This window comes from Variovorax sp. LG9.2 (assembly GCF_035018885.1).
Taxonomy (GTDB): domain Bacteria; phylum Pseudomonadota; class Gammaproteobacteria; order Burkholderiales; family Burkholderiaceae_C; genus Variovorax.
Map to the genome: position 1 here is coordinate 1 of NZ_JASJXB010000029.1, position 24,964 is coordinate 24,964.

General features: G+C 64.5%; 24 protein-coding genes and 1 pseudogene. 18 read left to right on the forward strand and 7 right to left on the reverse strand.

What is annotated here, in order from left to right; genetic code table 11:
* Positions 1 to 179: 179 nt before the first annotated feature.
* Genes QN413_RS21765 through QN413_RS21775 form a run of 3 tightly spaced genes read right to left on the reverse strand, consistent with a single transcriptional unit; the run spans position 180 to position 3,938 of the window.
* Positions 180 to 965, reverse strand: coding sequence for a Crp/Fnr family transcriptional regulator (locus tag QN413_RS21765; protein WP_323498681.1), 786 nt, complete (start codon positions 963 to 965; stop codon positions 180 to 182).
* 4 nt (positions 966 to 969) lie between these two features.
* The gene (locus tag QN413_RS21770; protein ID WP_323498682.1) at positions 970 to 1,821 is read right to left on the reverse strand and encodes a response regulator; all 852 of its coding nucleotides are present in this window, start codon (positions 1,819 to 1,821) and stop codon (positions 970 to 972) included.
* Positions 1,822 to 1,841: 20 nt separating this feature from the next.
* Positions 1,842 to 3,938, reverse strand: a complete 2,097-nt coding sequence (locus QN413_RS21775) for an ATP-binding protein (RefSeq protein ID WP_323498683.1) — start codon at positions 3,936 to 3,938, stop codon at positions 1,842 to 1,844.
* 180 nt (positions 3,939 to 4,118) lie between these two features.
* On the opposite strand from QN413_RS21775, the gene QN413_RS21780 reads away from it, so the two are divergent.
* The 3 genes from QN413_RS21780 to QN413_RS21790 all read left to right on the forward strand — a co-directional run bounded on the left by QN413_RS21780 (position 4,119) and on the right by QN413_RS21790 (position 6,474).
* Entirely contained in the window at positions 4,119 to 4,979 is an 861-nt protein-coding gene (locus QN413_RS21780) for a L,D-transpeptidase (RefSeq protein ID WP_323498684.1), read from the forward strand.
* Between the two features lie 124 nt (positions 4,980 to 5,103).
* Positions 5,104 to 5,793 (forward strand): Crp/Fnr family transcriptional regulator, encoded by a 690-nt coding sequence (locus tag QN413_RS21785; RefSeq protein WP_323498686.1) that lies wholly within the window; start codon positions 5,104 to 5,106, stop codon positions 5,791 to 5,793.
* A 114-nt stretch (positions 5,794 to 5,907) separates the two neighbouring features.
* Complete coding sequence (locus QN413_RS21790; RefSeq protein ID WP_323498687.1) at positions 5,908 to 6,474, forward strand: hypothetical protein; 567 nt, start codon at positions 5,908 to 5,910, stop codon at positions 6,472 to 6,474.
* Here QN413_RS21790 and QN413_RS21795 read toward each other — a convergent pair.
* A complete protein-coding gene (locus QN413_RS21795) occupies positions 6,466 to 7,680 on the reverse strand; it encodes a YeeE/YedE family protein (protein WP_323498688.1) in 1,215 nt (404 codons plus the stop codon). The two genes, QN413_RS21790 and QN413_RS21795, sit on opposite strands and share 9 nt — an antisense overlap.
* A complete protein-coding gene (locus QN413_RS21800; protein WP_323498690.1) occupies positions 7,677 to 8,219 on the reverse strand; it encodes a DsbA family protein in 543 nt (180 codons plus the stop codon). Before QN413_RS21800 ends, QN413_RS21795 begins: the two co-directional genes overlap by 4 nt.
* A gap of 215 nt (positions 8,220 to 8,434) precedes the next feature.
* Here QN413_RS21800 and QN413_RS21805 point away from each other — a divergent pair, with 215 nt between their 5' ends.
* The 3 genes from QN413_RS21805 (at position 8,435) to QN413_RS21815 (ending at position 10,263) form a co-directional block, all read left to right on the forward strand.
* Positions 8,435 to 9,091, forward strand: a complete 657-nt coding sequence (locus tag QN413_RS21805) for a BON domain-containing protein (RefSeq protein WP_323498691.1) — start codon at positions 8,435 to 8,437, stop codon at positions 9,089 to 9,091.
* A gap of 93 nt (positions 9,092 to 9,184) precedes the next feature.
* Positions 9,185 to 9,688, forward strand: a complete 504-nt coding sequence (locus tag QN413_RS21810) for a DUF1269 domain-containing protein (RefSeq protein ID WP_323498693.1) — start codon at positions 9,185 to 9,187, stop codon at positions 9,686 to 9,688.
* 110 nt (positions 9,689 to 9,798) lie between these two features.
* A complete protein-coding gene (locus QN413_RS21815; RefSeq protein WP_323498694.1) occupies positions 9,799 to 10,263 on the forward strand; it encodes a sterol desaturase family protein in 465 nt (154 codons plus the stop codon).
* Positions 10,264 to 10,307: 44 nt separating this feature from the next.
* Here the strand turns inward: QN413_RS21815 and QN413_RS21820 are convergent, their stop codons facing one another.
* Positions 10,308 to 10,598, reverse strand: coding sequence for a hypothetical protein (locus QN413_RS21820; RefSeq protein WP_323498695.1), 291 nt, complete (start codon positions 10,596 to 10,598; stop codon positions 10,308 to 10,310).
* A gap of 388 nt (positions 10,599 to 10,986) precedes the next feature.
* On the opposite strand from QN413_RS21820, the gene QN413_RS21825 reads away from it, so the two are divergent.
* From QN413_RS21825 to QN413_RS21835, 3 genes are all read left to right on the forward strand, one after another.
* Complete coding sequence (locus QN413_RS21825) at positions 10,987 to 12,231, forward strand: class I SAM-dependent methyltransferase (protein ID WP_323498697.1); 1,245 nt, start codon at positions 10,987 to 10,989, stop codon at positions 12,229 to 12,231.
* 106 nt (positions 12,232 to 12,337) lie between these two features.
* Entirely contained in the window at positions 12,338 to 12,580 is a 243-nt protein-coding gene (locus tag QN413_RS21830) for a hypothetical protein (RefSeq protein WP_323498698.1), read from the forward strand.
* A 10-nt stretch (positions 12,581 to 12,590) separates the two neighbouring features.
* On the forward strand, positions 12,591 to 14,246 hold the full coding sequence (locus QN413_RS21835) for a Na+/H+ antiporter (RefSeq protein ID WP_323498699.1): 1,656 nt from the start codon (positions 12,591 to 12,593) through the stop codon (positions 14,244 to 14,246).
* Between the two features lie 234 nt (positions 14,247 to 14,480).
* On the opposite strand, the pseudogene QN413_RS21840 reads toward QN413_RS21835, so the two are convergent.
* Positions 14,481 to 14,910 (reverse strand): annotated as a pseudogene (locus QN413_RS21840) (hypothetical protein); the annotation flags it as partial.
* Positions 14,911 to 15,270: 360 nt separating this feature from the next.
* On the opposite strand from QN413_RS21840, the gene QN413_RS21845 reads away from it, so the two are divergent.
* Genes QN413_RS21845 through QN413_RS21885 form a run of 9 tightly spaced genes read left to right on the forward strand, consistent with a single transcriptional unit; the run spans position 15,271 to position 24,935 of the window.
* Entirely contained in the window at positions 15,271 to 16,653 is a 1,383-nt protein-coding gene (locus QN413_RS21845; protein WP_323498701.1) for an NAD-dependent succinate-semialdehyde dehydrogenase, read from the forward strand.
* Between the two features lie 19 nt (positions 16,654 to 16,672).
* The gene (locus QN413_RS21850) at positions 16,673 to 17,866 is read left to right on the forward strand and encodes an NAD(P) transhydrogenase subunit alpha (RefSeq protein WP_323498702.1); all 1,194 of its coding nucleotides are present in this window, start codon (positions 16,673 to 16,675) and stop codon (positions 17,864 to 17,866) included.
* Positions 17,867 to 17,888: 22 nt separating this feature from the next.
* A complete protein-coding gene (locus tag QN413_RS21855) occupies positions 17,889 to 18,251 on the forward strand; it encodes an NAD(P) transhydrogenase subunit alpha (protein ID WP_323498704.1) in 363 nt (120 codons plus the stop codon).
* Position 18,252: 1 nt separating this feature from the next.
* Complete coding sequence (locus tag QN413_RS21860) at positions 18,253 to 19,725, forward strand: NAD(P)(+) transhydrogenase (Re/Si-specific) subunit beta (RefSeq protein WP_323498706.1); 1,473 nt, start codon at positions 18,253 to 18,255, stop codon at positions 19,723 to 19,725.
* 25 nt (positions 19,726 to 19,750) lie between these two features.
* Positions 19,751 to 20,785: a zinc-dependent alcohol dehydrogenase gene (locus tag QN413_RS21865; RefSeq protein ID WP_323498707.1), complete on the forward strand. Its 1,035-nt coding sequence runs from the start codon at positions 19,751 to 19,753 to the stop codon at positions 20,783 to 20,785.
* 59 nt (positions 20,786 to 20,844) lie between these two features.
* Positions 20,845 to 21,078 carry an SHOCT domain-containing protein gene (locus QN413_RS21870; RefSeq protein ID WP_323498708.1) on the forward strand — a complete coding sequence of 78 codons (234 nt, stop codon included), beginning with the start codon at positions 20,845 to 20,847 and terminating at the stop codon, positions 21,076 to 21,078.
* A 10-nt stretch (positions 21,079 to 21,088) separates the two neighbouring features.
* The gene (locus QN413_RS21875) at positions 21,089 to 21,982 is read left to right on the forward strand and encodes an oxidoreductase (protein ID WP_323498709.1); all 894 of its coding nucleotides are present in this window, start codon (positions 21,089 to 21,091) and stop codon (positions 21,980 to 21,982) included.
* Between the two features lie 23 nt (positions 21,983 to 22,005).
* Entirely contained in the window at positions 22,006 to 23,562 is a 1,557-nt protein-coding gene (locus tag QN413_RS21880; protein WP_323498711.1) for an NAD(P)H-hydrate dehydratase, read from the forward strand.
* Positions 23,559 to 24,935: an MFS transporter gene (locus QN413_RS21885; protein WP_323498712.1), complete on the forward strand. Its 1,377-nt coding sequence runs from the start codon at positions 23,559 to 23,561 to the stop codon at positions 24,933 to 24,935. The genes QN413_RS21880 and QN413_RS21885 overlap by 4 nt, the downstream gene beginning before the upstream one ends.
* The last annotated feature ends 29 nt before the right edge of the window (positions 24,936 to 24,964 follow it).

The window sequence follows — 24,964 nt, forward strand, 5'->3', positions numbered from 1 at the left end:
TCCATCGTGTCCGCATCATTCATGTGGACACGATGCCATCTGCACCTCCTGGCTTCAAGATGACTTGGCCGGCTGCTGCCGGACAGGCAGGCGATCTAGGCAAGCCAGGCGTGTCCCATGCCGTTGAAAGGCCGTTCGCGGTGGGCCCCTGGATACGGCCACTGGTCTCAATGGCGGCGTTAAGCGCCCGATTCCCGGGCGTCGGACAGTGCCTGTCGTGCCGGATGGACCAGCCCACTGGCCGCCCCCGGCAGCCGCTCGTGATGCAGCAGCCGGCCCATTTCTGTTTTCACAACTGCGTAGCACTCGCAGGTGCGTGCCGCCAAACCTGCCCGGTCCAGCACAGAGATATGACCACGACGGTAACGGATGTGGCCGTCCTGCTGTAGCCGGCCCGCCGCCTCTGTGATGCCTTCGCGGCGAACACCGAGCATCGAGCCGATGAGTTCCTGTGTCATCACCAGCTGGCCCGATGGGATACGGTCAAGGGTCATAAGGAGCCATCGGCACAGCTGCTGCTCCACCGAGTGGAACCGGTTGCAGGCAGCAGTTTGGGTGGTTTGCGTGATCAAGGCCTGCACGTAGCGCAGCAGGAGCCGGCGCAGTTTCGCGCTCTTCCCAAAAACTTGTTGCAGGCGGGCGCGCTCCAGCCTGAAGGCCCGGCCGGCCGTCTGGACTACGGCGCTGCCAGGCAGCATTCCTCCGCCCATGAACAGGCTGATCCCGACCACGCCTTCGCGTCCCACGCCAGATGTTTCCGATGACGCGCCCGATGCGGTGGCGTACTGGAGGGAAATGATGGACGTGCCAGGAAAATAGGCGTGCTGTAGAGATGTGCCGGGCCCATACAGATGGTCGCCAAGTCGCAAGGTGACCGGTTCCAGAAAGGCGGCAATGGCCGAAAAATCTTCCAGGGGTAGCGCGTCGAGCAGGAGGTTTTCTCGAGGGTCTTGGAACATGGCCATGTATTTACGCGCCGATGCCTGCGGCGTATCCCTGTTCGGCAAATTCAATGCCGATGCCGCGGTAGCCGATGAACAGGCTTGCCTGGTTGAAAATGGGTTCTCCGCTCACGCGAAAGTACTGTTGGACCCCGTCGGGGCCGGTCCGGGTGAACACGAAGTCCAGAAAAGGCTGTCTGGCCGCGATGAGTTGCTGCAGTGCCTGCCGTTGTGTTTCGTCCCATCCCGTGGAGCGACCTGGATTTGCGCATGGGTCACGCACGAGCGCATGGTCGAAGTTCAGGCCCAGCATCTCCATCGCGGAGCCCTGCACATTCAGCAGGTTTCCTTCGGCATCCTGTTCCCAGTGCCAGTCCGATGCCAGTTCGGTCAGGCGGCGGTAACGGGCCTCGCTGTCGCGAAGCTCTGCGGTGCGCTCCTTCACCGTCTGTTCGAGCAATTCGTTGTAACGTGCAAGTTCCCGATAGAGAAGGCGAACTTCGAGCATGTTGTGAATGCGCGTGCGCACCTCGATGAGATCGAACGGTTTACTGATGAAGTCCTTGGCACCTGCCTGGAGTGCGCGAAGCTTGTGGCCAGGCTGCGCTGTGAGCACGATCACGGGCAGGTAGGCATCCGACTCCACGGTCTTGAGCCTTTCCATGACCTCGAAACCGTCCATGACGGGCATCTGCAAGTCGAGCAGAATCAAGTCGAAGGCGTTCTTGCGATGCAGCGGTTCGACTTCCTGCGGCAACGTCGTGACCACTACCTGTGTGTAGCCTGCCTCGGCAAGAAATCTCACCAGCAGTTGCACGTTGGCGGGCTCGTCGTCGACGATGAGGATGCGGGCTTCGAGAATGTCAGGAATGTTGAGCATCATTGGATCTCCTTGGCCACTTAGGAGAGGGAGTGTCTCTCGCTTGCGTTTATCGCTGAGTCCAGCGTGACCATAAACGCCTGGACCCTGATCGGCTTGGTGAGGTAGGCGAAAAAGCCGGCTTGGAGCCCCTTCTCGATATCTCTCGCCATCGCGTTGGCGCTGAGGGCGACGACCGGCGTGTGCGCGGTCAGTGGATCCTCCGACAGCCGCTCCAGCGCTGTAAGTCCGCTCATGCCTGGAAGATTGATGTCCATGAGGATCACATCGGGCCGCGCGAGGCGCGCGAGCTCGACTCCGTGTTCCGCGCTGCGGGCGCTCAGGAGTCGAATGTCGGGGCGACGTTCGACCAGCTTTTCGATTAGCAGGAGGTTTGCCGGATTGTCCTCCACGCAAAGAAGCGTGCGGAGCGGAATGCACGAGGCCAGTGCAGTGGGTGACGCGTCAGCAAAATCGCCGTCGTCCGGCGCAAGGGCTGTAGCACTTGCTTCCCCCAGCTCTATCCAGAAAGTGCTTCCCACGCCGACGGTGCTGTCCGCACCAATGGCGCCGTCCATCAATTCCACCAGGCGCTTGCTCACCACCAGGCCAATGCCGGTTCCCTCCTCGCTGCCGATCTCCTGTCCCAGCCGGTTGAACGGCTGAAAGAGCTGGGACAGTTTCTCGGGCGGCAACCCCCTGCCCGTGTCCTGGAAGCTGATGCGGATGCGGCCTGCCTCTGCAGCGTGGTAGGCGATGTCCACGCGGCCATTAGGCCGGTTGTACTTGATGGCGTTGGACAGCAGGTTGACGATGACCTGTTTGAGGCGTGTCCTGTCCGCCTTGACAAATTGTGGGAACTCGGTCTCAGGAAACTGCAGCACGATGCTGCGCTTGGCAGCTTGCGGCTCGATCATGGCATGACAGTCGCTGAGCACATCGGAGAGCGCCATCGATTCGGGCGAAAGTGACAGCTTGCCGGATTCGATCAGTGAAAGGTCGAGGATCTCGTTGATCAACTGCAGCAGGTACCAGCCCGCCTGAAGAATCTGGTCAATGCTTTCCTTCTGCGAGACCGTGGGTGGCGGTGAGCCCGAATCCATCAGCTGCGCAAAGCCAAGGATCGCATTGAGCGGTGAGCGCAGTTCGTGGCTCATGCTGGACAAGAAATCCGATTTGGCAAGGTTGGCCTTCTCGGCCGCAGATTTGGCGCTTTCTAGTTTGATGTTGATTTCAAGCAGCGCCTCTTCGGCACGCTTGCGGGTGGTGATGTCCTGCACGATGCCGGACATACGAAGGCACTGTCCGTCCTCGTTACGCTGATGCATCCCGGTGCCCAAGATCCAGCGTATTTCGCCATCGACCCGACGAATGCGGCAGTCGAAACGCCACTCGGTCCGATGCTCGATAGCGTCGCGAAAACGCCTGTTTACATCAGCCCGGTCTTCTGGCAGCACATGGTCGAGGAACACTTCATAGCTCCAGCGCGGCACTAACGTGTCATACCCGAAGATGCGATCGTGCTCCAGCGTCTGGCGTGCTGAGAGGTCGACAAGATCGAGGTCCCAGCCGCCGGTATGGCTCATCTCCAGCGCAAAGTTAAGGCGCGATTCGCTGTCGTGCAGGGCTTTCTTGGCCTGCTGGCGCGCCGTGTTGTCGCTGCCGATCAGGAGATATCCGATGATGACATCGCGCGCATCGCGCAGGGCTGTGACGGAAACCACGGCGGGAAAGCGGCTTCCATCCTTGCGCACGTAGGTCAGCTCGTAGATGTCCTCGATGCCACGCGAAGCCTTGTAGACGAGCGCCTCGAAGCCTGGAGCGATTGGTGCGGACAGTTCCAGGCTGAGCGCCTTTGCCCGGGCAATCACCTCCCTCGGGTCCGAAATGTCGGCGGGGGTGATTTTGTTCACCACATCGCAGGCAAGGTAGCCCAACATTCGCTCGGCACCCACGTTGAAGATCTGGATGACACCCTTAGCGTCGGTGGCGATCTTCGAGAACATCACGCTGTTGAAAATGGCGGCTTGCAACGCATTGGCCTGGAGCAGAGCGTCGGCGCGCTGCGTTTCAGGGGCGACCCCGTGTCCGACGGATGCAAGTGAAGCGTACGGGTTGTGGTTGGAATCGCCGTGCATAAGGTTTTCTTTGGGGTGCGCCCCCGATCAGAGCGCCATAGCGCGCTAAGGATACTGATTGCTGCGGCGTTGTCGGTGCGTTGAGCAACATAGCGTGGCGCTAGGATGTGCAAGCGCTCCGGTGCGGGAGCACTGCGTGCGGTGGCAGACGGTCAGTGTCGCCGCTTTCGCTGAAACTCCATGCTGACTTCATCACGGCGTGGCAGCTACCGCCCGCAAGCCTCAATGACCCCTCGAAGCGCCGCCAATGCGATTCTGCTGCTTTGCACCACTATGTTTTTTGCGCTTTCTGCAGCCGGTGGGCAGGAAGCGGCAGACAGCCCGTCCGGATTGCAGGCGGCATACCAGCAGCGAGTGGTGCAGCGTCTTGAGCTGCCGCCGGACGAATTGGCCCGCTATGCGGCACTTACCCGCTCGGCCCTCACCCAGCAGGGGATTGACCTGGTGACTTCACAGTATGTGGCCGTGATCGACCGCAGCCCGTTGGTGCAGGCCATCATGATTTACTGGCTCCCGGTCGGTGCGCCTGCCTTGCTGATCGGGGCTTCGCCGGTGTCGACGGGGCGCGTCGGCCAGTTCGACCATTTCGAAACGCCGTTGGGCGCATTCGCCCACACGCCTTCCAACCCGGATTTCCGGGCCGAGGGAACAAAAAACGAGAAGGGTTTCCGGGGTTATGGGTCCAAGGGCCTGCGCATTTATGACCTGGGCTGGCAGCAGGCCTTACGTGGCTGGGGCAAGGGCGGGAGCAGCACCATGCGTCTGCAGATGCATGCTACCGATGTCGAGCTGGCACAGCCGCAACTGGGGAGCGTTCAGTCCAAGGGCTGCATCCGGATACCGGAATCGCTGAATCGGCTTCTCGACCACTTTGGTCTGCTCGACGCAGACTATGAGACGACGCAAACACAACAGCGCCCGCTCTGGATCCTGTCGACCGACCGGACGCCCGTGCAGGGTGCAGGGCGCTACGTGGTGGTCGTGGACAGCCTGCGCGCTGAACGACCGGTTTGGTCACCCGATCCGCTCAAGCCGGTCTAAGCCGCTGCGCTTGCGACGTGACCGGAACCGTCGGATCGGCCTGATTTAGTAGCTGTGTGCGCTGCCAGACAGTCGGCGCCCCGGGCAATGCCTCAATGTCAAAGGTTCTTCAAGGAGGCCAAACTTGCTTCGTGCCCAGAACTACCTGATTCAGAAAATGTCGCGTGCCGGGCGCACGTTGTTTCTTGCGGGTTGCGAACCCGTGGAACTCAAGCTCGGGCAGATCCTGTGTCAGCGCGGCGATGTCATGCGCCATGACTACTTTCCGGTGGACAGCTTCGTTTCCCTGCTTACCAACACCGACGGTCATTCGGGGCTGGAGGTCAGCATGGTGGGGCGTGAAGGCATGGTGGGAGCACATCTCGCACTCGGCGTGTCCCGCACCCCGCTGCAGGCTCTGGTGCAGGTTGCGGGCGCGGCGTGGCGTGTGGATGCAACTGCGTTCCGGCGCACCCTGCTGACGAACGATTTGCTAAGGCGCGCGATCGACCGTTACATCTATGTGTTGATGGCGCAGCTGGCTTCGTCGGCAGCATGCCTTCGGTTCCATCTGATCAAACCCCGGCTGGCGCGCTGGCTCCTGATGAGCCAGGACCGAGCCCATTCGGAGAAGTTTCGCGTAACGCAGGAATTCCTCGCCTACATGCTGGGCGTGCGCCGCGCCGGCGTCACCGGAGCGGCTAAGGCGCTGCAGGATGCCGGACTGATCGTGTACAGCCGTGGGGACATGACGGTGCTGGACCGGCCGGGCCTTGAAGCCGCCGCATGCAGCTGCTATGCCGCTGACCGGCGGGACTATGCACAGCAACTGTGACGCCTCATGTGTGCCTGATCCGTTGCTGACATTCGGCACGTCCGAGATGCGGTGCCGTGCACCGCGCTCGGGACAAATGGCCAAGCGCGCGACACGGCCCTGTCTGCGGTTCAGATGCCAAGTGCGACGCGTCCATCGATGATGGTCTACCTCGACACCGAATTTTCGGATCTGGCCGCAGAACCGAAGTTGCTGTCGCTGGCGATGGTCCGGGCAAGTCGCAACGACAAGGAGTTCTATGCCGAGGTCACTGACAGCCAGCGCCTTCGGGCTGCCTCGGACTTTGCCCTCGAGGCCGTGCTGTCCCAGTTCGGTCGGGTCGCCGGTGCGGCCTGCAGCTACGCCGAGCTCGGGGCACGTCTGTGGGTCTACCTGTACGACCTCACGACCACGCTCGGCCCGGGAGAGCGGATCGAGGTGGCGTTCGAGTCCGACCGGGATTGGCTGCTGGCGACGCGCGCCGTGCAGGACGCTGACCTCGCGGGCTGGATTTCGCTGCGCGGGCGTCTTACCCCCGTCAATGTCTACAACATCGACGGCTTCGCGGCGGGCGAGCGTGCGGCCCGGGCCTACTTCGTGACCCAGCGCGGGGCGCCGCTCTCGCGCCACCACGCGCTGTGCGATGCGCGCGCGCTTCGGATTGCTTACGCCGCGGCGGGAGACGCCGTGCGCTCAGGCTAGGCGCTGGGCGTGTGGTGCTGAGAGTCCGAGCACCGGCTTGAGCAGGATGCCGACCCAGTTGCCGGGCAGCGCGAAGAGTATCCACAACCAGCCATGCAGACTGCCCGAGGCGATGCCGCTGAAAAAGGCACCGATGTTGCAGCCGTAGGCAAGCCGTGCACCATATCCCAGCAACAGGCCGCCAAGGATCGACGCGCAGAGGTGACGGCCTGTGATACGCCAATGGGGTTTGAATTTGCCGGCAAGGCCTGCGCAAACCATGGCACCCAGCATGATGCCGAAGTCCATGACGGAGGTGATGTCGGCAAGCAGGTGCCCGCCGAGCGCGCCCCGCATGGCTGGATCGGCGTAGCCAGACCAGCCTTGCACCGGCACGCCAGCGGCTTGCAGCACCATGCCACCCCAGAGGCCGAACGCCGACGTGATGCCCCAGGGCCGGCCTGCAAGGCACAGCGTCGCGAAGTTCAGGGCGGCCAGGCAGAGGGCGCCGGCCAACAGTGGCCAGGGACCTTCTCGCCATGACCCGTTGCGGATGGTCACGATGGGTTCGACATCGCCATGGCGCCTGCTTTCCATGCGCGCCACGATGAGGTAGGCCGCCACAAAAAGGGCGATGTTGACGGTCAGTGCGCCCGGCCAGCCCAGGACGGTGATCAGCGACACCGGTGCAAGGGCCGGCCACGTTTGCCACCAAGCCAGGTGGGTAATGCCGATCACGGAGCCGATGACGAAAAAGAGCAATGTCACCAGCATGCGCGTGCTGCCGCCGCCCACCGAAAACAGGGTGCCGGAAGCGCAACCGCCGCCCATCTGCATGCCGATGCCGAAGAGGAAAGCGCCAACGGCCACCGAGACACCGGCCGGCGATACGAACCCGGCCACCGGCTGCCCGAACAACGAGCCAACCGACAGCGCCGGGAAAAACAGCATGCACGCCAGGCCGAGCATGGCCAGCTGGGCCCGAAAGCCCGCGCTGCGTCGTGCCGTCAAGAGCACGCGGAAAGCCGATGTAAATCCGAACAGGGACTGGTACAGCACGGCGCCGAGCGCCAGACCCGTGGCAAAGAGCAGCGTCAGCCGCGTGGAGGCGACGTGTTCGATGGCAACGCCCATCAGTGCGATGACGGCAAGCGCGGCCATCACGACGCCTGCCTGCGTCGCCGTGCGGGCGGGTCGCACAGTAGGCACTGCGAAGGAGGCGGTCACGACCGCTCCAAGGCAAGGCGAACCGTTGCTTCAAGGTGTTCGAGGCCGAACGACACATCCACGATCACGCCGCTAAGAAAGAAGGCCGGTGACGCCCGCACGCCAAGGCGTTCACCACTGGCGCGCTGGTCCATGACGCGCTGCCGGTAGCGGCGCTCGGCCATCTCCGCGTTGAAGCGGGGCATGTCGAGCCCCAACGTTTGTGCGCAATGCGCCGACATGGCCGCACTCAGATGCTGCCAATGCGTAAACAGAAGTTGGTGCATTTCCCAGAACTTGCCCTGTGCGGATGCTGCCTCCGCCGCTTCTGCTGCCTGCTCCGCGTGAGGATGGATCTGGCTCAGCGGAAAGTGCCGGTATGCGAAGGTCAGCCGGTCACCGTACGTGGCCAGCAACAGCCGGGTGACGGGCTCGGCCTCGCTGCAGGCCGGGCATTCGTAGTCGCCGTATTCCACAAGGAGCACACCGGAACCGCCAGCGCCCAGAAGATGGTCTGGCAGAAAAGCCTTTGGGTTCGAATCAGGAGGGCTGTAGGGCATCTGCTTTTTGTGGGCCATAAAGGAAGAAGAGACTTGCTTTGGAGTCGTCAGCTCCGAAGCCTGCGCCGGCCCCGCGATGGGGTCTGTGCGATGTCGCACGCAAGCGCGCAGGTCGGCGGTTGGCCACGGTCAATGAAAGCGTGCCACCGCACAGACCGGCAGGGCCACAAGGCGGAAGCTGGTGTATTAGCCTCCGCGATTGAAAGACACACTCCATGAAAACCGACAGCGACCTGCAGCAAGATGTCATCGCTGAACTGAAATGGGAGCCTTCCGTCCACGCCGCCGAGATTGGCGTGTCGGTCAAGGACGGCGTGGTGACACTGACCGGCGAGGTCAACAGCTTTCCCGAGAAGTGGATCGCCCAGAGCGCGGCGCAACGGGTCGTCGGCGTGCAGGCCCTGGTCATCGCGTTGAACGTCAAGCTGACCGAACTCGGCAAGCGAACCGACGCAGACATTGCGCGTTCGGCCGAGACGGCGCTCAGCTGGCGCGCGTCGCTTCCGAACGACGCGCTCAAGGTGATGGTGGAGCACGGCTGGATCACGCTGTCCGGAGAGATCGAGTGGCAGTTTCAGCGGCAGGCCGCCATTGATGCCGTCAGTCACTTGGTGGGCGTCCTTGGCGTGAACAATCAGATGACCCTCAAGGCCAAGGACATTCCGAGCACGATCGAGCAGGACATCGAGGCCGCCCTGCGGCGTGTGGTCGGGGCCGACGCGCGCGACATCTCGGTGGCGGTACACGGTGCCGATGTCACGCTGACCGGAACTGTCAACGGCTGGGCGGCACGCGATCTCGCAACGCGCTGCGCTTGGGGAGCCACTGGGGTGCGTGATGTCGTCGACAAGATGACGCTTACCTACGAGTAGAGCGCCCGCTGCGTAGTAGCCAGCCTTGCCCATCTCCAGTTCGCCGACCGGCAAAATTCATCGATCCATCTATCTACCAACGAAAGAATCTTCATGACCGCAGACACATCCCCCGCCTACATCTTCGACACGCGCGCTTTGGCCGAAGCCGCCATCAACTCGCTGAGCCAGTCGGGCTTCGACGTCAGGAAACTGTCGCTGATCGGCAAGGGGTACCACAGCGAGGAGCACCCCGTCGGCTTCTACACCGTCGCTGACAAGGTCAAGGCGTGGGGCAGTACCGGCGCGTTCTGGGGCGGCATCTGGGGATTGCTGCTCGCACCCGCGGTGTTCGTACTGCCGGGCGTCGGCCTGGTGGCGATGGCCGGTCCGGTGGTGGCCGCGCTCGTCGGCGCGCTCGAAGGCGCCGTCGTGGTCGGCGGTCTCTCCGCGCTCGGCGCTGCGCTCACGCAGGTCGGTGTGCCCAAGGACCAGGTGATCCGCTATGAAACCGCCCTCAAGGTGGACAAGTATGTGCTGCTGGTGCACGGCGACGCTCGGGACCAGGACAAGGTGCGGGCGGTGATCGGTAGTGCGACGACCGCGGCGCTGGCCTGAACCTCGGGCGCGCTGCCCCCCACAGGGCGCCAGTGACCGTGCGCAGTCTTTGTTTCACTTCAACCTTCAAGGTAGCGCTCGCCTGAAGGGTGCGCGCACGAAATCGATCCATGCGTCTTTTCGGTATCGAGCACAGCCGCCCGGGCTACGTTCTGGACTATGTTTTTTATGGAACGGGCATAGCTGTGCCGTCGTGTCTGCTCGTGCCGCACCTGCGAACCAGTGCCACAGTCATCGCCGCTTCGGCGGCGCTGGGAGGCCTGGGATGGACTTTGGTGGAGTACCTGCTGCACCGCTTGCAACCGTTCCGACGGTGGCACGAAGCACACCACATGCGTCCGCGCGCGCTGGTGGCCACGGCATTCACACTGGGTTTCTTGGTCGGCTACCTGTCGTATGCGGTACTGCACCATGGCACACCCCATTGGCGTGCCGACGCCGGCTGGATGCGATCGCGCAAGCGCTGGCACGCGTCACACCATCACCATCACCGCGCCGTGCTGGGCTGCTTCGGTGTCACAACCGGATTCTGGGACCGTGTTTTTGGAACCGGCGAGCGTCACGCGTTGCGATGACCGGAATCGGGTCCGGGAAACCAGGCACGCCTTGCGTGCCCACCTTAGTCGAGCCGCATGAGCTGGCCACGCGATTCCGCCAACGCCGCTTCGTCCAGCGACAGGGCCGTGCTGTTCTGCCCCTGCGCACCCCATACGATCTCGACGCGCGGACCCTCCATCTTTTCGACCAGACAGGGTCCTTTGGGGATGGCGCGGCGCGCACCATCGGGCGCCAGATAGCTGAATGGGGCGGTGATTCGGGCCCGGTGCACCGTCCAGTCGCGTGCCTGTGCGAGGGGCGGCTCGTCTGCGTCATCGTTCTGTGACAGTGCGGGTTCTTGCGGGGTAGGCATCTGCAGATGGTGGCCGCGTCCGGGCGCTCTTTCCGTACGCCAGCGCACAGACCCTGCCTGCGGCTGCCCACTAGCCTCGGGCCATGAAGAGCCCACCCCAAACCTTTGCTGCCGAGCCGGGCGTCGCCGCTCACAGTGCCACGGCCCGCCGTCTTCCTGCCGCGGACGCCCCAGCGCAGGCGACGGCCTAGGGGCATCCATGAAGACGGCAATCGGTGATGGGCCAGGCGCGTTGGCGAGTGGCGCGCCCGAGGGCGCCGCTTCCGGTGTCGACCGCCTGCCCTCCACTGACCACCGGCGCGCAGCGCACGATGCAGCGGGTCTGCTGGCGCGCCTGTTTCATCGCTTTGCTGGCGCGGGTGCCATCCGTCTGTGGGACGGAACGCCAGTGCCGCTGGGCGGCGCTGGCGGCGCCACTTCCGCGCCACAGTTCACGCTGGTGTTCCGTAATCCGCGCGTGATCGGCTCGATGGTGCTGGGCCGCGACAGCTTGCGCCTTGCAGAGGCTTACTTTCGCGGAGACATTGACATTGAAGGAGACTTCTTCGAGGCCTTGCGTCTGAAAGACCATCTGCAGCAGATTCGGCTTTCGTGGGGAGACCTGCTGCGTGTTCTGCCGCAGGCCATACGCCTTCTTTTCGCGGCCGACCCGGCGAGCCAGGCAGTGCATATCGCGCCTTTCAGGCCTGATCAGGTAAAGGCCCATTCGAGGTCCGAGAACCGTGCAGCCGTTCAGTTTCATTACGACCTTTCTAATGCGTTCTATGCCTTGTGGCTCGACCCCGCGATGGTGTACTCCTGCGCTTACTTTGGATCGCCAAGCGACAGTCTCGAAGCGGCCCAGGCAGCCAAGCTCGATCTTATCTGCCGCAAACTCAGGCTGCGGCCGGGGGAGCGGCTGCTGGACATCGGTTGCGGCTGGGGTGCGCTGGTGATACACGCGGCGAAGCACTATGGCGTCCACGCGCATGGAGTGACCCTGAGCCGCGAACAGCTGGTTCTGGCGCAAGAGCGCATCGACCGTGCCGGACTGCAGGACCGGGTCACCGTCGAGCTGCGTGACTACCGCGATCTGGACGGTGTGTCGAGCTACGACAAGGTGTCAAGCGTTGGCATGTTCGAACATGTGGGGCTGGATAACCTGCCCACTTATTTTGCTGCCGTGCACCGGTTGCTCAAACCTGCCGGGCTGTTTCTCAACCACGGCATCACCCACGACGTGGAGGGGTGGAAAGAAACGCTGTCGACCCAGTTCATCAACCGCTACATTTTTCCGGACGGCCAGCTTGACACGGTCAGCAATGTCCAGCGCGTGATGGAAGCGACCCGATTCGAGATCGAAGATGTCCAGTCGCTGCGCAGTCACTATGCAATGACGCTGCGGCACTGGGTGGGTCGCCTCCAGTCACACCACGTGCAGGCCTTGCAGCACGTCAACGAGCCGACCTACCGGGTTTGGCGCCTCTACATGGCGGCGTGTGCGCTGGAGTTCGAATCCGGTGAGATAGGCGTGTACCAGGTACTGGCGACCAAGCGCGACGGCCGCCTGAGTCCGTTGCCGCTCACGCGCCAAGACCTGTGCGCGCCACAGGCCGATCGTCTCTGTATGAATCACACCGAAAGAACCCCGTGACCTACTCGACATTGCTCGTGCATCTGCAACTCGGACAAACCAACAATGCGGTGCTGGAAATGACGCGGCCACCGGCACTGCTTGCGATCGGCGGCTCGAGACGGAGTTGACGCATTTGCAGCAGAAGTTCGTGATGGGGCCGAGCACGGTCCGGCTCACGCTGCGCGGTTACCTGCGCGACAACCCCACGAACCAGGTGCCGGCCACGCGCTTTTTCGACAAGATCGAACAGCCTGCGAGCGCCGATAACTGCGGCGGCGTGGTCGCTGCCGATCGGGTCGTGCAGCGGGTCACGGAGCAGATGTCCGCGTTCTGTGCCGGGGCCGCCGGCACGACCCAGGACCGCTGAGCGTCCCGGCATGGATGCCACGCGTCTCGTTCTGGTCCTGTTGCTGTCGGTCGTGGTCAGCCGAATGCTCGCGCGCGTCACGCGCTTGCCGGTGCCGCTGGTTCAGATCGCACTCGGCGGCGGGGTGTTTTACGCCGGACTTTCATCGGTTGCATTGGACCCCGATGTCTTTTTCCTGGTGCTCCTGCCGCCGCTGCTGTTTCTCGACGGTTGGCGCATTCCGAAGGACGACCTGCGGCGCGAGGCGCCCACCATCCTCACGCTGGCGCTGGGTCTGGTGGTCTTCACGGTACTCGGCCTGGGCCTGCTGATCCACTGGTTTGTGCCCGCTATGCCGCTGGCGGTGGGGTTCGCGTTGGCGGCGATCATTTCGCCCACCGACCCGATTGCCGTCGCCGCCATTGCCGGCCAGACGCCTCTTCCGCTGCGCATGCGGCGCATCCTCGAAGGCGAGGCTCTGTTCAACGATGCGTCCGGACTGGTGTGCATGCGCTTCGCGGTGGCGGCGGCACTGACCGGCTCGTTCCTGCTCTCGCAGGCGGTACTGGATTTTTTGTGGGTGGCCCTGGGCGGACTGTCGATCGGCTGTGCAGTGACATGGCTGTTGACCAAAGCGCGATCGGCGTCTTCGGTTCTGGTCGGCGACGACGGCGGCGCGCAGATTCTGGTGAGTGTGCTGATCCCGTTCGGGGTCTACCTACTCGCCGAGGCCATGCATTGTTCGGGCATCCTGGCCGCCGTGGCGGCGGGCATCACCATGGGCCACAGCCCGCACTCCCATTGGCAGGCCGTGACGCGGATTCGCCGGACGGCGGTATGGGACACGCTGCAGCTGGTGGCGAACGGCAGCGTCTTTGTTTTGCTGGGTGAACAGATTCCCGCCATATTGGCTGGCGCCGCACAGACCGTGCGCATCACTGGCCACCAGAACCCGTGGTGGCTCGCGGTCTACGTGTCGGGCATCGTGCTCGCGCTGGCGGCACTGCGGTTCGTCTGGGTCTGGACCTCGATGCAACTGGCTTTTCTTGGCATGCGATCGTTCAAGCAAGTCCCGCGGGCCGCGCAATGGCGGGTGGTCGCAGCCATGTCAGTCGCTGGCGTCCGGGGTGCCATCACCTTGGCCGGAGTTTTGACACTGCCGTTGGCAATGGCCGACGGATCACCATTCCCTGGTCGGGACCTTGCCATCTTGTTGGCAGCGGGCGTCATCGTTGTCTCGCTGACCGTGGCAACGGTGCTGCTGCCGCGCGTACTGCGAGGCCTGACGCTGCCCGAGCCTTCGCATGTCGCCGAGGAAGACCTTGCCCGGTCGGCAGCGGCCGGCGCGGCGATTCGCGCCATCGAGGCAGCGCAAAAGGCGAAGAGCTCCTCCGCGACATCGGCCCGACTGTCTCCGGACGCCGACCTGTACGCCGAAGCCGCAACCCGCATCGTGGCGCTGTATCGCCAGCGGATGGCGCTGCGTGACATCCAGGGTGGCGCGGCGCCCCGCCGCAAGGACGCCAGCGCGATCGACCAGCAGTTGCGACTGGCAGGCCTGCGCGCCGAGCGCGACGAGATCGTTCGACGGGGTCACAGCCACGCGATCGACGAAGCTACGCAGGGCAGGCTGGTACGGGAGATCGACCTCGAGGAGGCGCGATACAGCGCGCAACCGACGACCTAGGCCCCCGTCCTGAACGGCCAGTCTTGGGCGCCCGGCACGCTGTTTATTCGCGCGGCGCGGGTCCCGTGGCCGTCGATGTTGCTCGACGGTGGAGCCGCAATGCATTGAAGATGATCGAAATCGAACTCAGGCTCATGGCGGCCGCCGCCGACATCGGCGACAGCAACCATCCGGTGAACGGAGACAGCACACCCGCCGCGAGCGGCACGCCGAGTGCGCTGCAGACGAAGGCGGCAACGCGGCGGCGACCACGGCGCCGACGAAATGGCCGGCCACCCGGCCTGCAATGTGCTTCATCGGCGCGCGCGAGCGCTGCGCCTGGGCCCCTGTGCACGATGCCGGAGATCACCGTCTCGGCGCCCACGCGTTCGGCCCGAAAAACGAGTTCACTCGTCGTTGAAGGTGGCACCCATCAGCTTGTCGCCCACTCGCTTGAAGACCGAAACGGATTCGCCCGTGAGCATGAACTCGTCCACCGCACTGGCGGCTTCGATCACGACACCGTCGACCGAGACCTTTTCTCCGGGCCGTACCGGCAGGTTGTCGCCCACTCGTACCTGCGCCAGCAAGATTCCTTATTGAGAGCCATCCGCGTTAATGCGGCGTGCCGTCCGAGCGCCAGTCGAAGCAGCGACTGAATGGCCGCGGAGGTCCTAGAGCGCGCGCAGCCCGATGCATTGACCCAGCAACGCCGATCGGTTCGGGTCGAGCTTGAGGCCCGGGTCAATGCGTTCAAACAAAGCACGTCACCAGTGAACTGCGCTGCGCGCTTGTGACCATGCCGCGCAATCTGCCGCTCTGAAAGTCCTGCTGTGCGTCAACAAAGCCACGTACTGCGTTTTCATTCGTAGATGGCCGCCTGCGCGTTCGAGTTCGAGTCCGTGAGATCTGTATGACTGCTTGCGCCGTGCGATCTGTGTGTATCACCGCACAGACCGTGCGCAGCACGACACCTAGTCTCGATTCCCTGGCGTTTGCCGACTGTGTCGGTGAGCCGCGATACCTCCACCTGTGAAAGAACACCATGACCTATCAAAGCATCAATCCAAACACCGGCAAGCTGCTCAAGAGCTACGAGCACCTCACCTCTGTGCAGCTCGAAAAGTCGCTCTCTGCGGCACAGGGCTGCTTCGAGAAATGGAAGCACAAGAGCTACGCCGAGCGGGCCGCGATCATCAACAAGGCCGCCTCGCTGATGGCTGCTCACGTCGACGACTTCGCCAAACTGGCGACGCAGGACATGGGCAAGCGCATCGACGAAGCGCGCGGCGAAGTCAAGTTCAGCGCCGACATCCTGGCCTATTACGCCAAGCACGGCGAGGCCTTTCTTGCGCCCGTCAAGCTGCACCCCAAGCATGGGGACGCACACATGGAGAGCAGCCCCTTCGGCGTGCTGTTCTGCGTCGAACCGTGGAACTTCCCGTACTACCAATTGGCCCGCGTCGCCGGGCCGCATCTGATGGCGGGCAACACCGTGGTGGTCAAGCATGCCGGCTGCGTGCCGCAATGTGCCATCGCTTTCGAGAAGCTGCTGCTCGATGCCGGTGCGCCGGTTGGCGCCTACACCAACTTGCTGATCTCGCACGAGCAGTCCGACCAGGTCATCGACGACCCGCGGATCAAGGGCGTGGCTCTGACCGGCAGCGTGGCCGCGGGTCGGAGCATCGCCGCTCGGGCTGGCAAGAACCTCAAGAAGACCTCGATGGAACTCGGCGGCAGCGACGCCTTCATCGTGCTCGACGATGCCGATTTGGAGAAGGTTATTCCGTGGGCCGTATGGGGCCGTATGTACAACGCCGGGCAGACCTGCTGCGCGGCCAAGCGCTTCATCGCGGTCGAGTCGATTGCTGACAAGTTCCTGGCGAAGTTCAAGACTGCCCTGGAGGCCTTGAGGCCTGGCGACCCGATGGACGAGAAGACGACCCACGGTCCTCTGTCCACCGAAGACGCGCTTGTGCAGCTGCTCAAGCAGGTAGACGCCGCCGTGAAGGGCGGCGCCAAGCTGCTGATGGGTGGCAAGCGCATCGAACGTCCGGGCTCGTTCATGCAGACCACGATCCTGACCGACATCCGACCCGGCAACCCGGCTTTCCGCGACGAGTTCTTCGGCCCGGTGGTGTCGTTCTACCGTGTCAAGGACGAGGCAGCGGCCATCGCCCTGGCCAACGATTCCGACTTCGGCCTCGGAGGGTCGGTGTGGACCCAGGACGAGGCACGCGGCAAGCGTGTAGCCAGTGCAGTGGACACCGGAATGATGTTCGTCAACAACATCGACTGGTCGGATGCTGAGCTGCCCTTTGGCGGCATCAAGAACTCGGGCTATGGCCGTGAGTTGGGCAACATGGGAATCCAGGAATTCGTCAACAAGAAGCTCGTGCGCACGGGGCATTTTCCGGCACCGGTCTGAACAGCGACGGAGCCTGACCATGTACGTCAACGTCGCGGTTCTGACCGAGACCCAGCCCCACGAGCGCCGCGTGGCGCTGGTGCCGTCGGTGGTTCCCAAGCTGTTGAAACTCGGCGCCCGATTGCACATGCAGTCGGGCGCCGGCGCAGCCATCCATTTGGATGATGATGCCTTCAAGGACGTGGCCTTCACCACCGACCGCGCCGCGCTTGTCAAGGACGCCGATGTGGTGCTGTGCGTGCAACCGCCGGCACTCGAGGTGGTCGATGCAATGAAGGAAAGTTCGATCCTGGTCTGCTTCGTCTATGCCCACAACGAGCCGGCGTTGGTCAAGCGCCTGCTCGAACGCAAGATCACCTGCTTCGCCATGGAGCGCGTGCCGCGCATCTCGCGGGCGCAGGCAATGGACGCGCTGTCGAGCCAGTCGGCGCTGGCCGGTTACTACGCGGTGGCGCTCGGCATGTCGCACCTGGCGCGCGTGGTGCCGAAGATCACGTCGGCGGCCGGCTCGATCGGGCCCGCCCATGTGCTGGTCATGGGGCTCGGCGTGGCCGGCCTGGAGGCGGTCGCCACCGCGCACCGGCTGGGTGCCGTGGTCGAAGGCTACGACGTGCGCCCCGAGACGCAGGAGCAAGTCCTGTCGCTGGGTGCGACCTTCGTCGACACCGGCGTCGATGGGACCGGTGACGGCGGCTACGCCCGCGAACTGACGGCCGACGAGAAGACCAAGGTCGCGGACGTGCTGACCAAGCACATCCAGTCCGCCGATCTGGTCATCACGACGGCCGCCATCCCCGGCAAGGCCTCGCCCAAGCTAGTCAGCCGTGCGCAGGTCCGCGGGATGAAGGCCGGTGCGGTGATCGTCGACCTCTCCGCCGAGGGGGGCGGCAATTGCGAGGACACGCAGCCCGGCGTGACGGCCCAGGTCGGGCGCGTGTGCATCGTGGCGCCGCTCAACGTGCCGTCGCTTCTCGGCGAAGACGCGAGCGAGCTCTACGCGAAGAACCAATTCAACCTGCTGGCGCTGTTCGTGAAGGACAACGTCGTCACCATCGACTGGTCGGACGAGATCCTGGCCAAGACGGTGATGACGCACGCGGGCGAGAACAAGGGCGCGGCGACGGACGCTGCGGCAAAGGCGGCGAAGTCGGCAGCGGCCAAGCCCGACTCCAAGCCCGCCACACCCACCACTCCTCAGCACGCGCCGGCGTAACTCCTCAACCAGGACCCGTCCCATGGACTTCCATATCGCCATCGGCGGTTTCATCGCGCTCTACATCTTCATGCTCGCCGGCTTCGCGGGCTGGGTGATCATCGGCCGCGTGCCGGCGATCCTGCACACGCCCCTGATGTCGGGTTCCAACTTCGTGCACGGCATCGTCGTGGTCGGCGGCATCTACACCTTGCTCAACGCCAGCACCGTGCAGCAGCAGGTGATCGGCTTCTTCGCCGTGCTGCTCGGGGCGGGCAACGCCGCCGGCGGTTATGCGGTGACCGACCGCATGCTGGCGATGTTCAAGCCGAGCGCGCACAAGGCCGGCCACGCCAAGGCGGGCAAGTCCGCGACCGTCAAGCGACTGCACGCGAAGAAGGGCTGACATGGACATCTCCCTGCTCGCCTCCCTGCCGTCGCTCGGCATCGGCGCGGCCGACCTCGCGACGGCTTTGCTCTTCATGTACGGGCTGCACCGCATGTCGTCGCCCGCGACTGCGTCCTCGGGCATCTCCGTGGCCGGCATCGGCATGGCGGTCGCGGTGCTCGCGAGCTTCCTCTATGCCTTCGACGTGGACAGCGCGGCCCGCCCCGATCTGTGGATGAACCTGGGTCTTGCCGTCGTGGCACTCGCGCTCGGCGGCGGCATGGCCTGGTGGGCGGGGCGCACCGTGGCGATGACCGCCATGCCGCAGATGGTCGCGATCTACAACGGCATGGGCGGCGGCGCGGCCGGAGCCATCGCAGCGGTGGAGCTGTTCGGCGGAAAGACGCAGGGCATGACCGCGCTGATCGTCACCCTGCTCGGCGCCCTCATCGGTGCGGTGTCGTTGTCCGGCTCGCTGATCGCCTGGGCCAAGCTCGACGGCGTGATCAAGAACCCGTTGCGGTTCAAGGCGCAGCAGGTGGTCAACGGGGTAGTCTTGCTGGCAACGCTCGCGGTCGGCGCCTACCTCGTCGTGGCGAGTGTCGACAAATCGGTGCGGGTGCTGGGCGGGCTTGGCGTGCCGGCATCGATCTACCTCTTCTTCGGCTTCGCGCTGGTGCTCGGCATCCTGATGACGCTGCCCATCGGCGGGGCCGACATGCCGGTGGTGATCTCGATCTTCAATGCCTTCACGGGTCTTGCGGTCGGTCTCGAAGGCTTCGTGCTGCAGAACCCGGCGCTGATGATCGCCGGCATGGTGGTCGGTGCGGCGGGCCTGCTGCTGACGCTGCTGATGGCCCGCGCGATGAACCGCTCGGTGAGCAACGTGGTGTTCAGCAACTTCGGCGGAGCCTCCAAGCACAAGCCGGGCAAGATCAAGGGCGAGTTGAAGCCGATGCAGCCCGGCGATGCGGGCATCGCGATGCGCTACGCCAGCTCGGTGATCATCGTGCCGGGCTACGGCCTCGCCGCGGCGCAAGGGCAGGGCAAGCTGTTCGACTTCGTCAAGCTGTTGCAGGCCGGTGGCGTGAGCGTGAAGTTCGCGATCCATCCGGTCGCGGGCCGCATGCCGGGTCAGATGGACGTGCTGCTGGCCGAGGCCGGCGTGCCCTACGACATGATCTTCCAGCTCGAAGACATCAACGACGAGTTCAAGACCACCGACGTGGCACTCGTCATCGGTGCCAACGACGTGGTTAACCCCGCCGCGCGCACGGACAAGGGCTCACCGATCTTCGGCATGCCGATCCTGAACGCCGACCAGGCGAAGAAGGTGTTCGTCATCAAGCGAGGTGAGGGCAAGGGCTATGCAGGCATCGTCAACGCGCTCTTTTATGGCGACAACTGCCACATGGTTTATGGCGACGCACAAGCCGTGCTGGTCGAGATGATCGAAGCGGTGCGCGGGCTCGGGTTGAAAGCCGCGGCCTGAAAGATTTTCAACATAAGGATTCTCCATGACACCCAAGATGAAAGCCGCCCAGGTCGAACGATTCGGGCAGCCCCTGGTGATGAAAGAGCTCGATGTGCCGACGCCCGGACCGGGCCAGATCCTCGTCAAGACCGAGGCCTGCGGCGTGTGCCACACCGATCTGCACGCGCGCGATGGCGACTGGCCGTTGAAGCCGCCGCTGCCGTTCACGCCAGGCCATGAAGGCATCGGCATCGTCACCGCGCTCGGCACAGGGGTGACGGCGGTGAAGGAGGGCGACCGCGTCGGCGTGCCCTGGCTCTATTCCGCCTGCGGGCACTGCGAGTTCTGCTTGGCGGCACAGGAGCCGGTCTGCGCTGAGGCCCAGTTCGGTGGCTACACCCGAAACGGCGGCTTCGCCGAATTCATCATCGCCGACCCGAACTACGTCGCGCACATTCCGGCCGGGCTGTCGGCGGTCGACGCCGCACCGTTGATCTGCGCCGGCATCACCTCGTACAAGGGCATCAAGGAAACCCAGGCCCGACCGGGCGAGTGGGTCGTGATCTCGGGCATCGGCGGGCTCGGTCACCTCGGGGTGCAGTACGCCAGGGCGATGGGTCTGCACGTCTGCGCGGTCGACATCGACGACGGCAAGCTCGCACATGCGACGCGCCTGGGTGCGGATGCGGTGGTCAATGCCAAGCAGGGCGACCCGGTCGCGGCTGTGGTCAAGGCCACGAGCGGTGGCGCGCATGGCGTGCTGATCACTGCGCCCTCCTTGCCCGCCTTCGAGCAGGGCGTGCGCATGACGCGCAAGCACGGCACCTGCGTGCTGGTCGGCATTCCGCCGGGCGAATTCCCCACGCCGCTGTTCGACGTGGTGGCCAACTGCATCACCATCCGCGGCTCCTTCGTCGGCAACCGGCGAGACATGGCCGAGGCGCTGGCCTTCGCTGCCGCAGGCCAGGTCAAGGCCGACATCGAGTTGCAGCCGCTGTCGGCCATCAACGATGTGTTCGAGCGACTGTCCAGGGGCGAGGTGCCCTCGCGCGTGGTGCTCGATTTCTCGGCCCGGTGAGACCTCTGCGTCGACCAGGCTTTTCGGGGTAGATCCCTTTCACTGAAGGAGTTTGAAAAATGGCAGGCACCTATTGGAACGACTGGTACTCGGGCTGGGGCTGGTTCCTCTGGTTCGGGATGATGATCCTCATCTTCTCGAGCGCCGGGAACTGGGGCTACACCTACCGCGTCCATCGCAACTACGGCAGGCCCCTCGGCAAGGAAGCGCAGGACATCCTGAGCGAGCGTTATGCGCGGGGCGAGATCACCCACGACGACTACAGCCGCATGAAGGCGGCCATCCTGGCGTGAGGGTAAACGAATGAATACCCAAGTTCACAACGCCATCGCGACCGAGCCACCCGTCTGGTTCATCACCGGTTGCTCCACAGGCTTCGGTCTCGAACTCGCAAGACAGGCCATCGACCATGGCTACCGGACGGTAGTGACCTCGCGCAATCCCGCCGCCCTGGAGGGCTTCGGCGCAATCGACAACGTTCTGGTGCTCACGCTCGACGTGACCCGGCAGGACCAGGTTGTCGCAGCGGTCAAGGCGGCGCAGGACCGCTTCGGCGGCATCGACGTACTGGTGAACAACGCCGGCATCGGCTACTTCGCGGCCATCGAGGAAGGTGAAGAGGCCCAGGTGCGCAAGATGTTCGATGTCAACGTCTTCGGCTTGACCCGCATGATTCAGGCCGTGCTGCCCGACATGCGCAAGCGTCGGCGCGGCTGCATCGTCAACCTCTCTTCCTTGGCCGGCATCCGCGGCATGTCGGCGCTGGGCCAGTATTGCGCCACCAAGTTCGCCGTTGAGGGCTTGTCTGAGGCCTTGCGGCAGGAGGTCGCTGAACTGGGTCTTCAGGTGATGGTGGTCGAACCCAGCGGGTTTCGCACCGACTGGGCCGGCCGCTCCGCCAACGAGAGCAAGCACCAGATCGATGACTACATCGCCACGGCCGGCAATGTGCGGCGCCAGATCCGCGCCTCCTCCGGCCAGCAGCCGGGCGATCCCGTGCGTGCCGTCAATGCGCTCATCGACGCGGTGGTCTCAGGCCATCCGCCGGACCATCTGCTGCTGGGCAACGACGCCTTCGACGGTGCGATGACCAAGGTCCACGAATTGCGCACCGAGTTCGCGGCGGGCGAGGCTGTAGCGCGCGCCGCCGACTTTCCCCAGCCGGCGCATGCGACGGCTCTAGGTGCTGGCGTTTGACACCCCCCGGCAACCGAGATGCGATGAACTGCGACACGGCCCTGCTCACCGCCAAGCAGATGGCGCTTACGGACTGTTTGACGGTGGCCTGTGGCATCAGTGAGATGGCGCTGATGGAAAACGCCGGTCGTCCCGTGGCCCAGGCCATTCAACAGCGCTGGACCTCGCGCCCGGTGTTAGTCCTGTGCGGCCCCGGCAGCAATGGCGGCGATGGCTTCGTGGCGGCTCGCCAGCTGGCCGAGGCTGGTTGGCCGGTGCGTGTGGCGCTGCTGGTGCCACGCGAGAGCCTGCGCGGCGCAGCGGCCCACCACGCCGGGCTGTGGTGCGGGCCGATCGAGGCGCTGACACCCGCAGCGCTGGACGGCGCCGCGCTCATCGTCGATGCCATCTTCGGCGCAGGTCTGAGCCGCCCGCTCGAAGGGATGGCAGCTCGAACGTTGGCTGAGGTAGCCGCAAGGCAGATGACGCTCGTTGCGGTGGACATCCCCAGCGGCGTGATGGGCGATACCGGCGCCAGCGCGGGCGCAGTGCCCTGTGCGCTCACGGTGACGTGCTTTCGCAAGAAGCCCGGACATCTGCTGCAACCGGGCCGCAGCCTGTGCGGCGAATTGATCGTGGCCGATATTGGCACACCCGCCTCGGTGTTCGCACACTTCACGCCCGACACTTTCGAGAACGATCCGACGCTGTGGGTCGACGCGCTGCCGGTGGTGCAAGCCGATGGCAACAAATACACCCGCGGGCACGCCCTGGGCTGGGGCGGCTGGCCCACCACCGGCGCGGCACGCATGGCCGCAAGGGCGGCCGCCAGAATGGGCGCGGGCCTCATGACCGTCGCGGTGCCCGCCGCCGCGCTGCCGGTCTACGCTGCCGCGCTGACCAGCGTGATGGTGAGCGCCATCACTCGGCCCGAAGACCTCGAACACCTGCTGGCCGACAGCAGGTACACCGGACTGATGATCGGCCCCGGCGCGGGTGTGGGGCCGGACACGCGGGCACGCGTGCTGGCGATGCTCGGGACGGGACGGGCGACCGTGCTCGATGCCGACGCCCTGTCGGCATTCAAGGACGACCCGGTAACCTTGTTCAACGCCCTCACCGGCGCTTGCGTGCTGACCCCACACGAAGGCGAATTCAAACGCCTGTTCGAGGGTGTGATCGACATGGGCGCCGACAAGCTCACGCGTGCCCGCGCTGCCGCGCAGGCCAGCGGCTCCATCGTGGTTCTCAAGGGCAGCGACACGGTGATTGCCGCACCCGACGGGCGCGCCATCATCAACGCCAATGCGCCGCCGACGCTGGCCACCGCGGGCGCGGGTGACGTGCTGGCTGGCATGGTGCTCGGGCTGCTGGCCCAGGACATGGCGCCGTTCCTCGCGGCGGCCGCTTCGGTGTGGCTGCATGGCGCGGCGGCATCCGGTTTCGGGCCGGGGCTGATGGCGGAAGACCTGCCCGACCTGCTGCCCACCGTGTTGCGCAACCTCCAGGACAGGAGGCCCCGCCGCTCCAGCGTTTCTATCGCACAGGACTCTACATCCCCAAACCACCCGCACAACTCTGAACAGGATCAAGCATCATGACCCCCTCGGTCGAAAACCCGAATGCGGCCGCGCCGCCTGCATCGCCGCGAGGGACGACACCTCTGCCAGCGTTGTCCAGCACCGCGCCGCCATACGACTTGAAACCTCTTTTTTTCGTCGCCTGGCTGCTGTGCGCCGTCTTCTACTTTTTCCAGTACGCCGTGCGATCTGCGCCCGGCGTCATGCAGACTGAGCTGACCGCCGCATGGGGTGCCAACCACATCGGCGCGATGATCTCGGCCTACTACGTGGCCTACGCCGTGATGGCGCTGGTAGCCGGTGTCCTGCTTGACCGGTATGGACCTCGCCGCACCATTCCTTTCGGGATCGCTGTCGTGGGCGTCGGCTGCTTGGTCTTCGCGCAGGGCAGTGAAGCCGCCGGCATGGTGGGGTTCGTGCTGCAGGCCATCGGCGCGATCTTCGCGTTCATCGGGTCGTCCTATGTGGCGGCGCGCTACCTGCCCGCGCGCATGCTGGCGATGTTCATCGGGTTCACGCAATGCCTGGGCATGGCGGGCGCTGCGTTCGGCTCCAAGCCGGTGCACATGGCCATCGATCCGAGCGGAAGCTTCCATGTGCCCTGGCAGTCAGTATGGATTGCGTTCGCCTGCGTCGGAAGTGTGCTGGCCGTGGCGACCTGGTTCATCATGCCGGCTGACAAGGGCGACAGCCCCAGCCATCACGGTGCACTGTCGCTGGCCAGCGTCGTCAAGCCATTCAAGGTCGTTTTCGGCGACCCGCAAAGCTGGCTGGCAGGCGTCGTGGGCGGCCTGCTCTTTCTGCCGACTACGATCGGCGCGCTGGTCTGGGCGACCTCCTTCCTGCACGGCGGAGAGAACATGACGATGGCGGCTGCCGCGACCGATGCCTCAATGGTTCCGATCGGTTGGGTCATCGGCTGCCCGTTGCTTGGCTACGTTTCCGACAAGATCGGCCGCCGGAAACCCGTCTTGATCTGCGGTGCCTTGCTCATGCTCGCTGCGGGGCTCTCGGCGATCTACGTTCCGGTCGGAACTCTCCCTCGCTACAGCGTTGCCCTAGTACTCGGGATCGCATCCGGGGCGGCCATGATCCCCTTTGCGATGATGAAGGAGGTCAACCCGTCCGAGGTCAAGGGCACGGCGGCCGGCGCGATGAACTTTCTCGTCTTCGTCACGACCGGGATCATGTCGCCCTTCATCTCGCGGCTGATGCTGCCCGCGCAAGGCGCCACCATGACGCTGGCCGAATTCCAGACCGCGTTTCTGCCCCTCGTCGGTGGCGTGGTGCTGGCCATCGTGCTGAGTTTCTTTCTGCGCGAAACCGGCTCGTCCGCAACCGCGCCCAAGATCGACAAGGCATCCGGCAAGGTGCCGAAGCCTGCCATCGCCTAGCAGCCGCGGACCGTCCGAAGTCAAGACCG

Excerpts from the sequence above, each read along its gene's own strand:
- QN413_RS21765 (WP_323498681.1), bottom strand. The coding sequence starts at position 965 with ATGGCCATGTTCCAAGACCCTCGAGAAAACCTCCTGCTCGACGCGCTA.
- QN413_RS21770 (WP_323498682.1), bottom strand. The coding sequence starts at position 1,821 with ATGCTCAACATTCCTGACATTCTCGAAGCCCGCATCCTCATCGTCGAC.
- QN413_RS21775 (WP_323498683.1), bottom strand. The coding sequence starts at position 3,938 with ATGCACGGCGATTCCAACCACAACCCGTACGCTTCACTTGCATCCGTC.
- QN413_RS21780 (WP_323498684.1), top strand. The coding sequence starts at position 4,119 with ATGCTGACTTCATCACGGCGTGGCAGCTACCGCCCGCAAGCCTCAATG.
- QN413_RS21790 (WP_323498687.1), top strand. The coding sequence starts at position 5,908 with ATGCCAAGTGCGACGCGTCCATCGATGATGGTCTACCTCGACACCGAA.
- QN413_RS21800 (WP_323498690.1), bottom strand. The coding sequence starts at position 8,219 with ATGCCCTACAGCCCTCCTGATTCGAACCCAAAGGCTTTTCTGCCAGAC.
- QN413_RS21805 (WP_323498691.1), top strand. The coding sequence starts at position 8,435 with ATGAAAACCGACAGCGACCTGCAGCAAGATGTCATCGCTGAACTGAAA.
- QN413_RS21810 (WP_323498693.1), top strand. The coding sequence starts at position 9,185 with ATGACCGCAGACACATCCCCCGCCTACATCTTCGACACGCGCGCTTTG.
- QN413_RS21815 (WP_323498694.1), top strand. The coding sequence starts at position 9,799 with ATGCGTCTTTTCGGTATCGAGCACAGCCGCCCGGGCTACGTTCTGGAC.
- QN413_RS21820 (WP_323498695.1), bottom strand. The coding sequence starts at position 10,598 with ATGCCTACCCCGCAAGAACCCGCACTGTCACAGAACGATGACGCAGAC.
- QN413_RS21835 (WP_323498699.1), top strand. The coding sequence starts at position 12,591 with ATGGATGCCACGCGTCTCGTTCTGGTCCTGTTGCTGTCGGTCGTGGTC.
- QN413_RS21845 (WP_323498701.1), top strand. The coding sequence starts at position 15,271 with ATGACCTATCAAAGCATCAATCCAAACACCGGCAAGCTGCTCAAGAGC.
- QN413_RS21850 (WP_323498702.1), top strand. The coding sequence starts at position 16,673 with ATGTACGTCAACGTCGCGGTTCTGACCGAGACCCAGCCCCACGAGCGC.
- QN413_RS21855 (WP_323498704.1), top strand. The coding sequence starts at position 17,889 with ATGGACTTCCATATCGCCATCGGCGGTTTCATCGCGCTCTACATCTTC.
- QN413_RS21860 (WP_323498706.1), top strand. The coding sequence starts at position 18,253 with ATGGACATCTCCCTGCTCGCCTCCCTGCCGTCGCTCGGCATCGGCGCG.
- QN413_RS21865 (WP_323498707.1), top strand. The coding sequence starts at position 19,751 with ATGACACCCAAGATGAAAGCCGCCCAGGTCGAACGATTCGGGCAGCCC.
- QN413_RS21870 (WP_323498708.1), top strand. The coding sequence starts at position 20,845 with ATGGCAGGCACCTATTGGAACGACTGGTACTCGGGCTGGGGCTGGTTC.
- QN413_RS21875 (WP_323498709.1), top strand. The coding sequence starts at position 21,089 with ATGAATACCCAAGTTCACAACGCCATCGCGACCGAGCCACCCGTCTGG.
- QN413_RS21880 (WP_323498711.1), top strand. The coding sequence starts at position 22,006 with ATGAACTGCGACACGGCCCTGCTCACCGCCAAGCAGATGGCGCTTACG.
- QN413_RS21885 (WP_323498712.1), top strand. The coding sequence starts at position 23,559 with ATGACCCCCTCGGTCGAAAACCCGAATGCGGCCGCGCCGCCTGCATCG.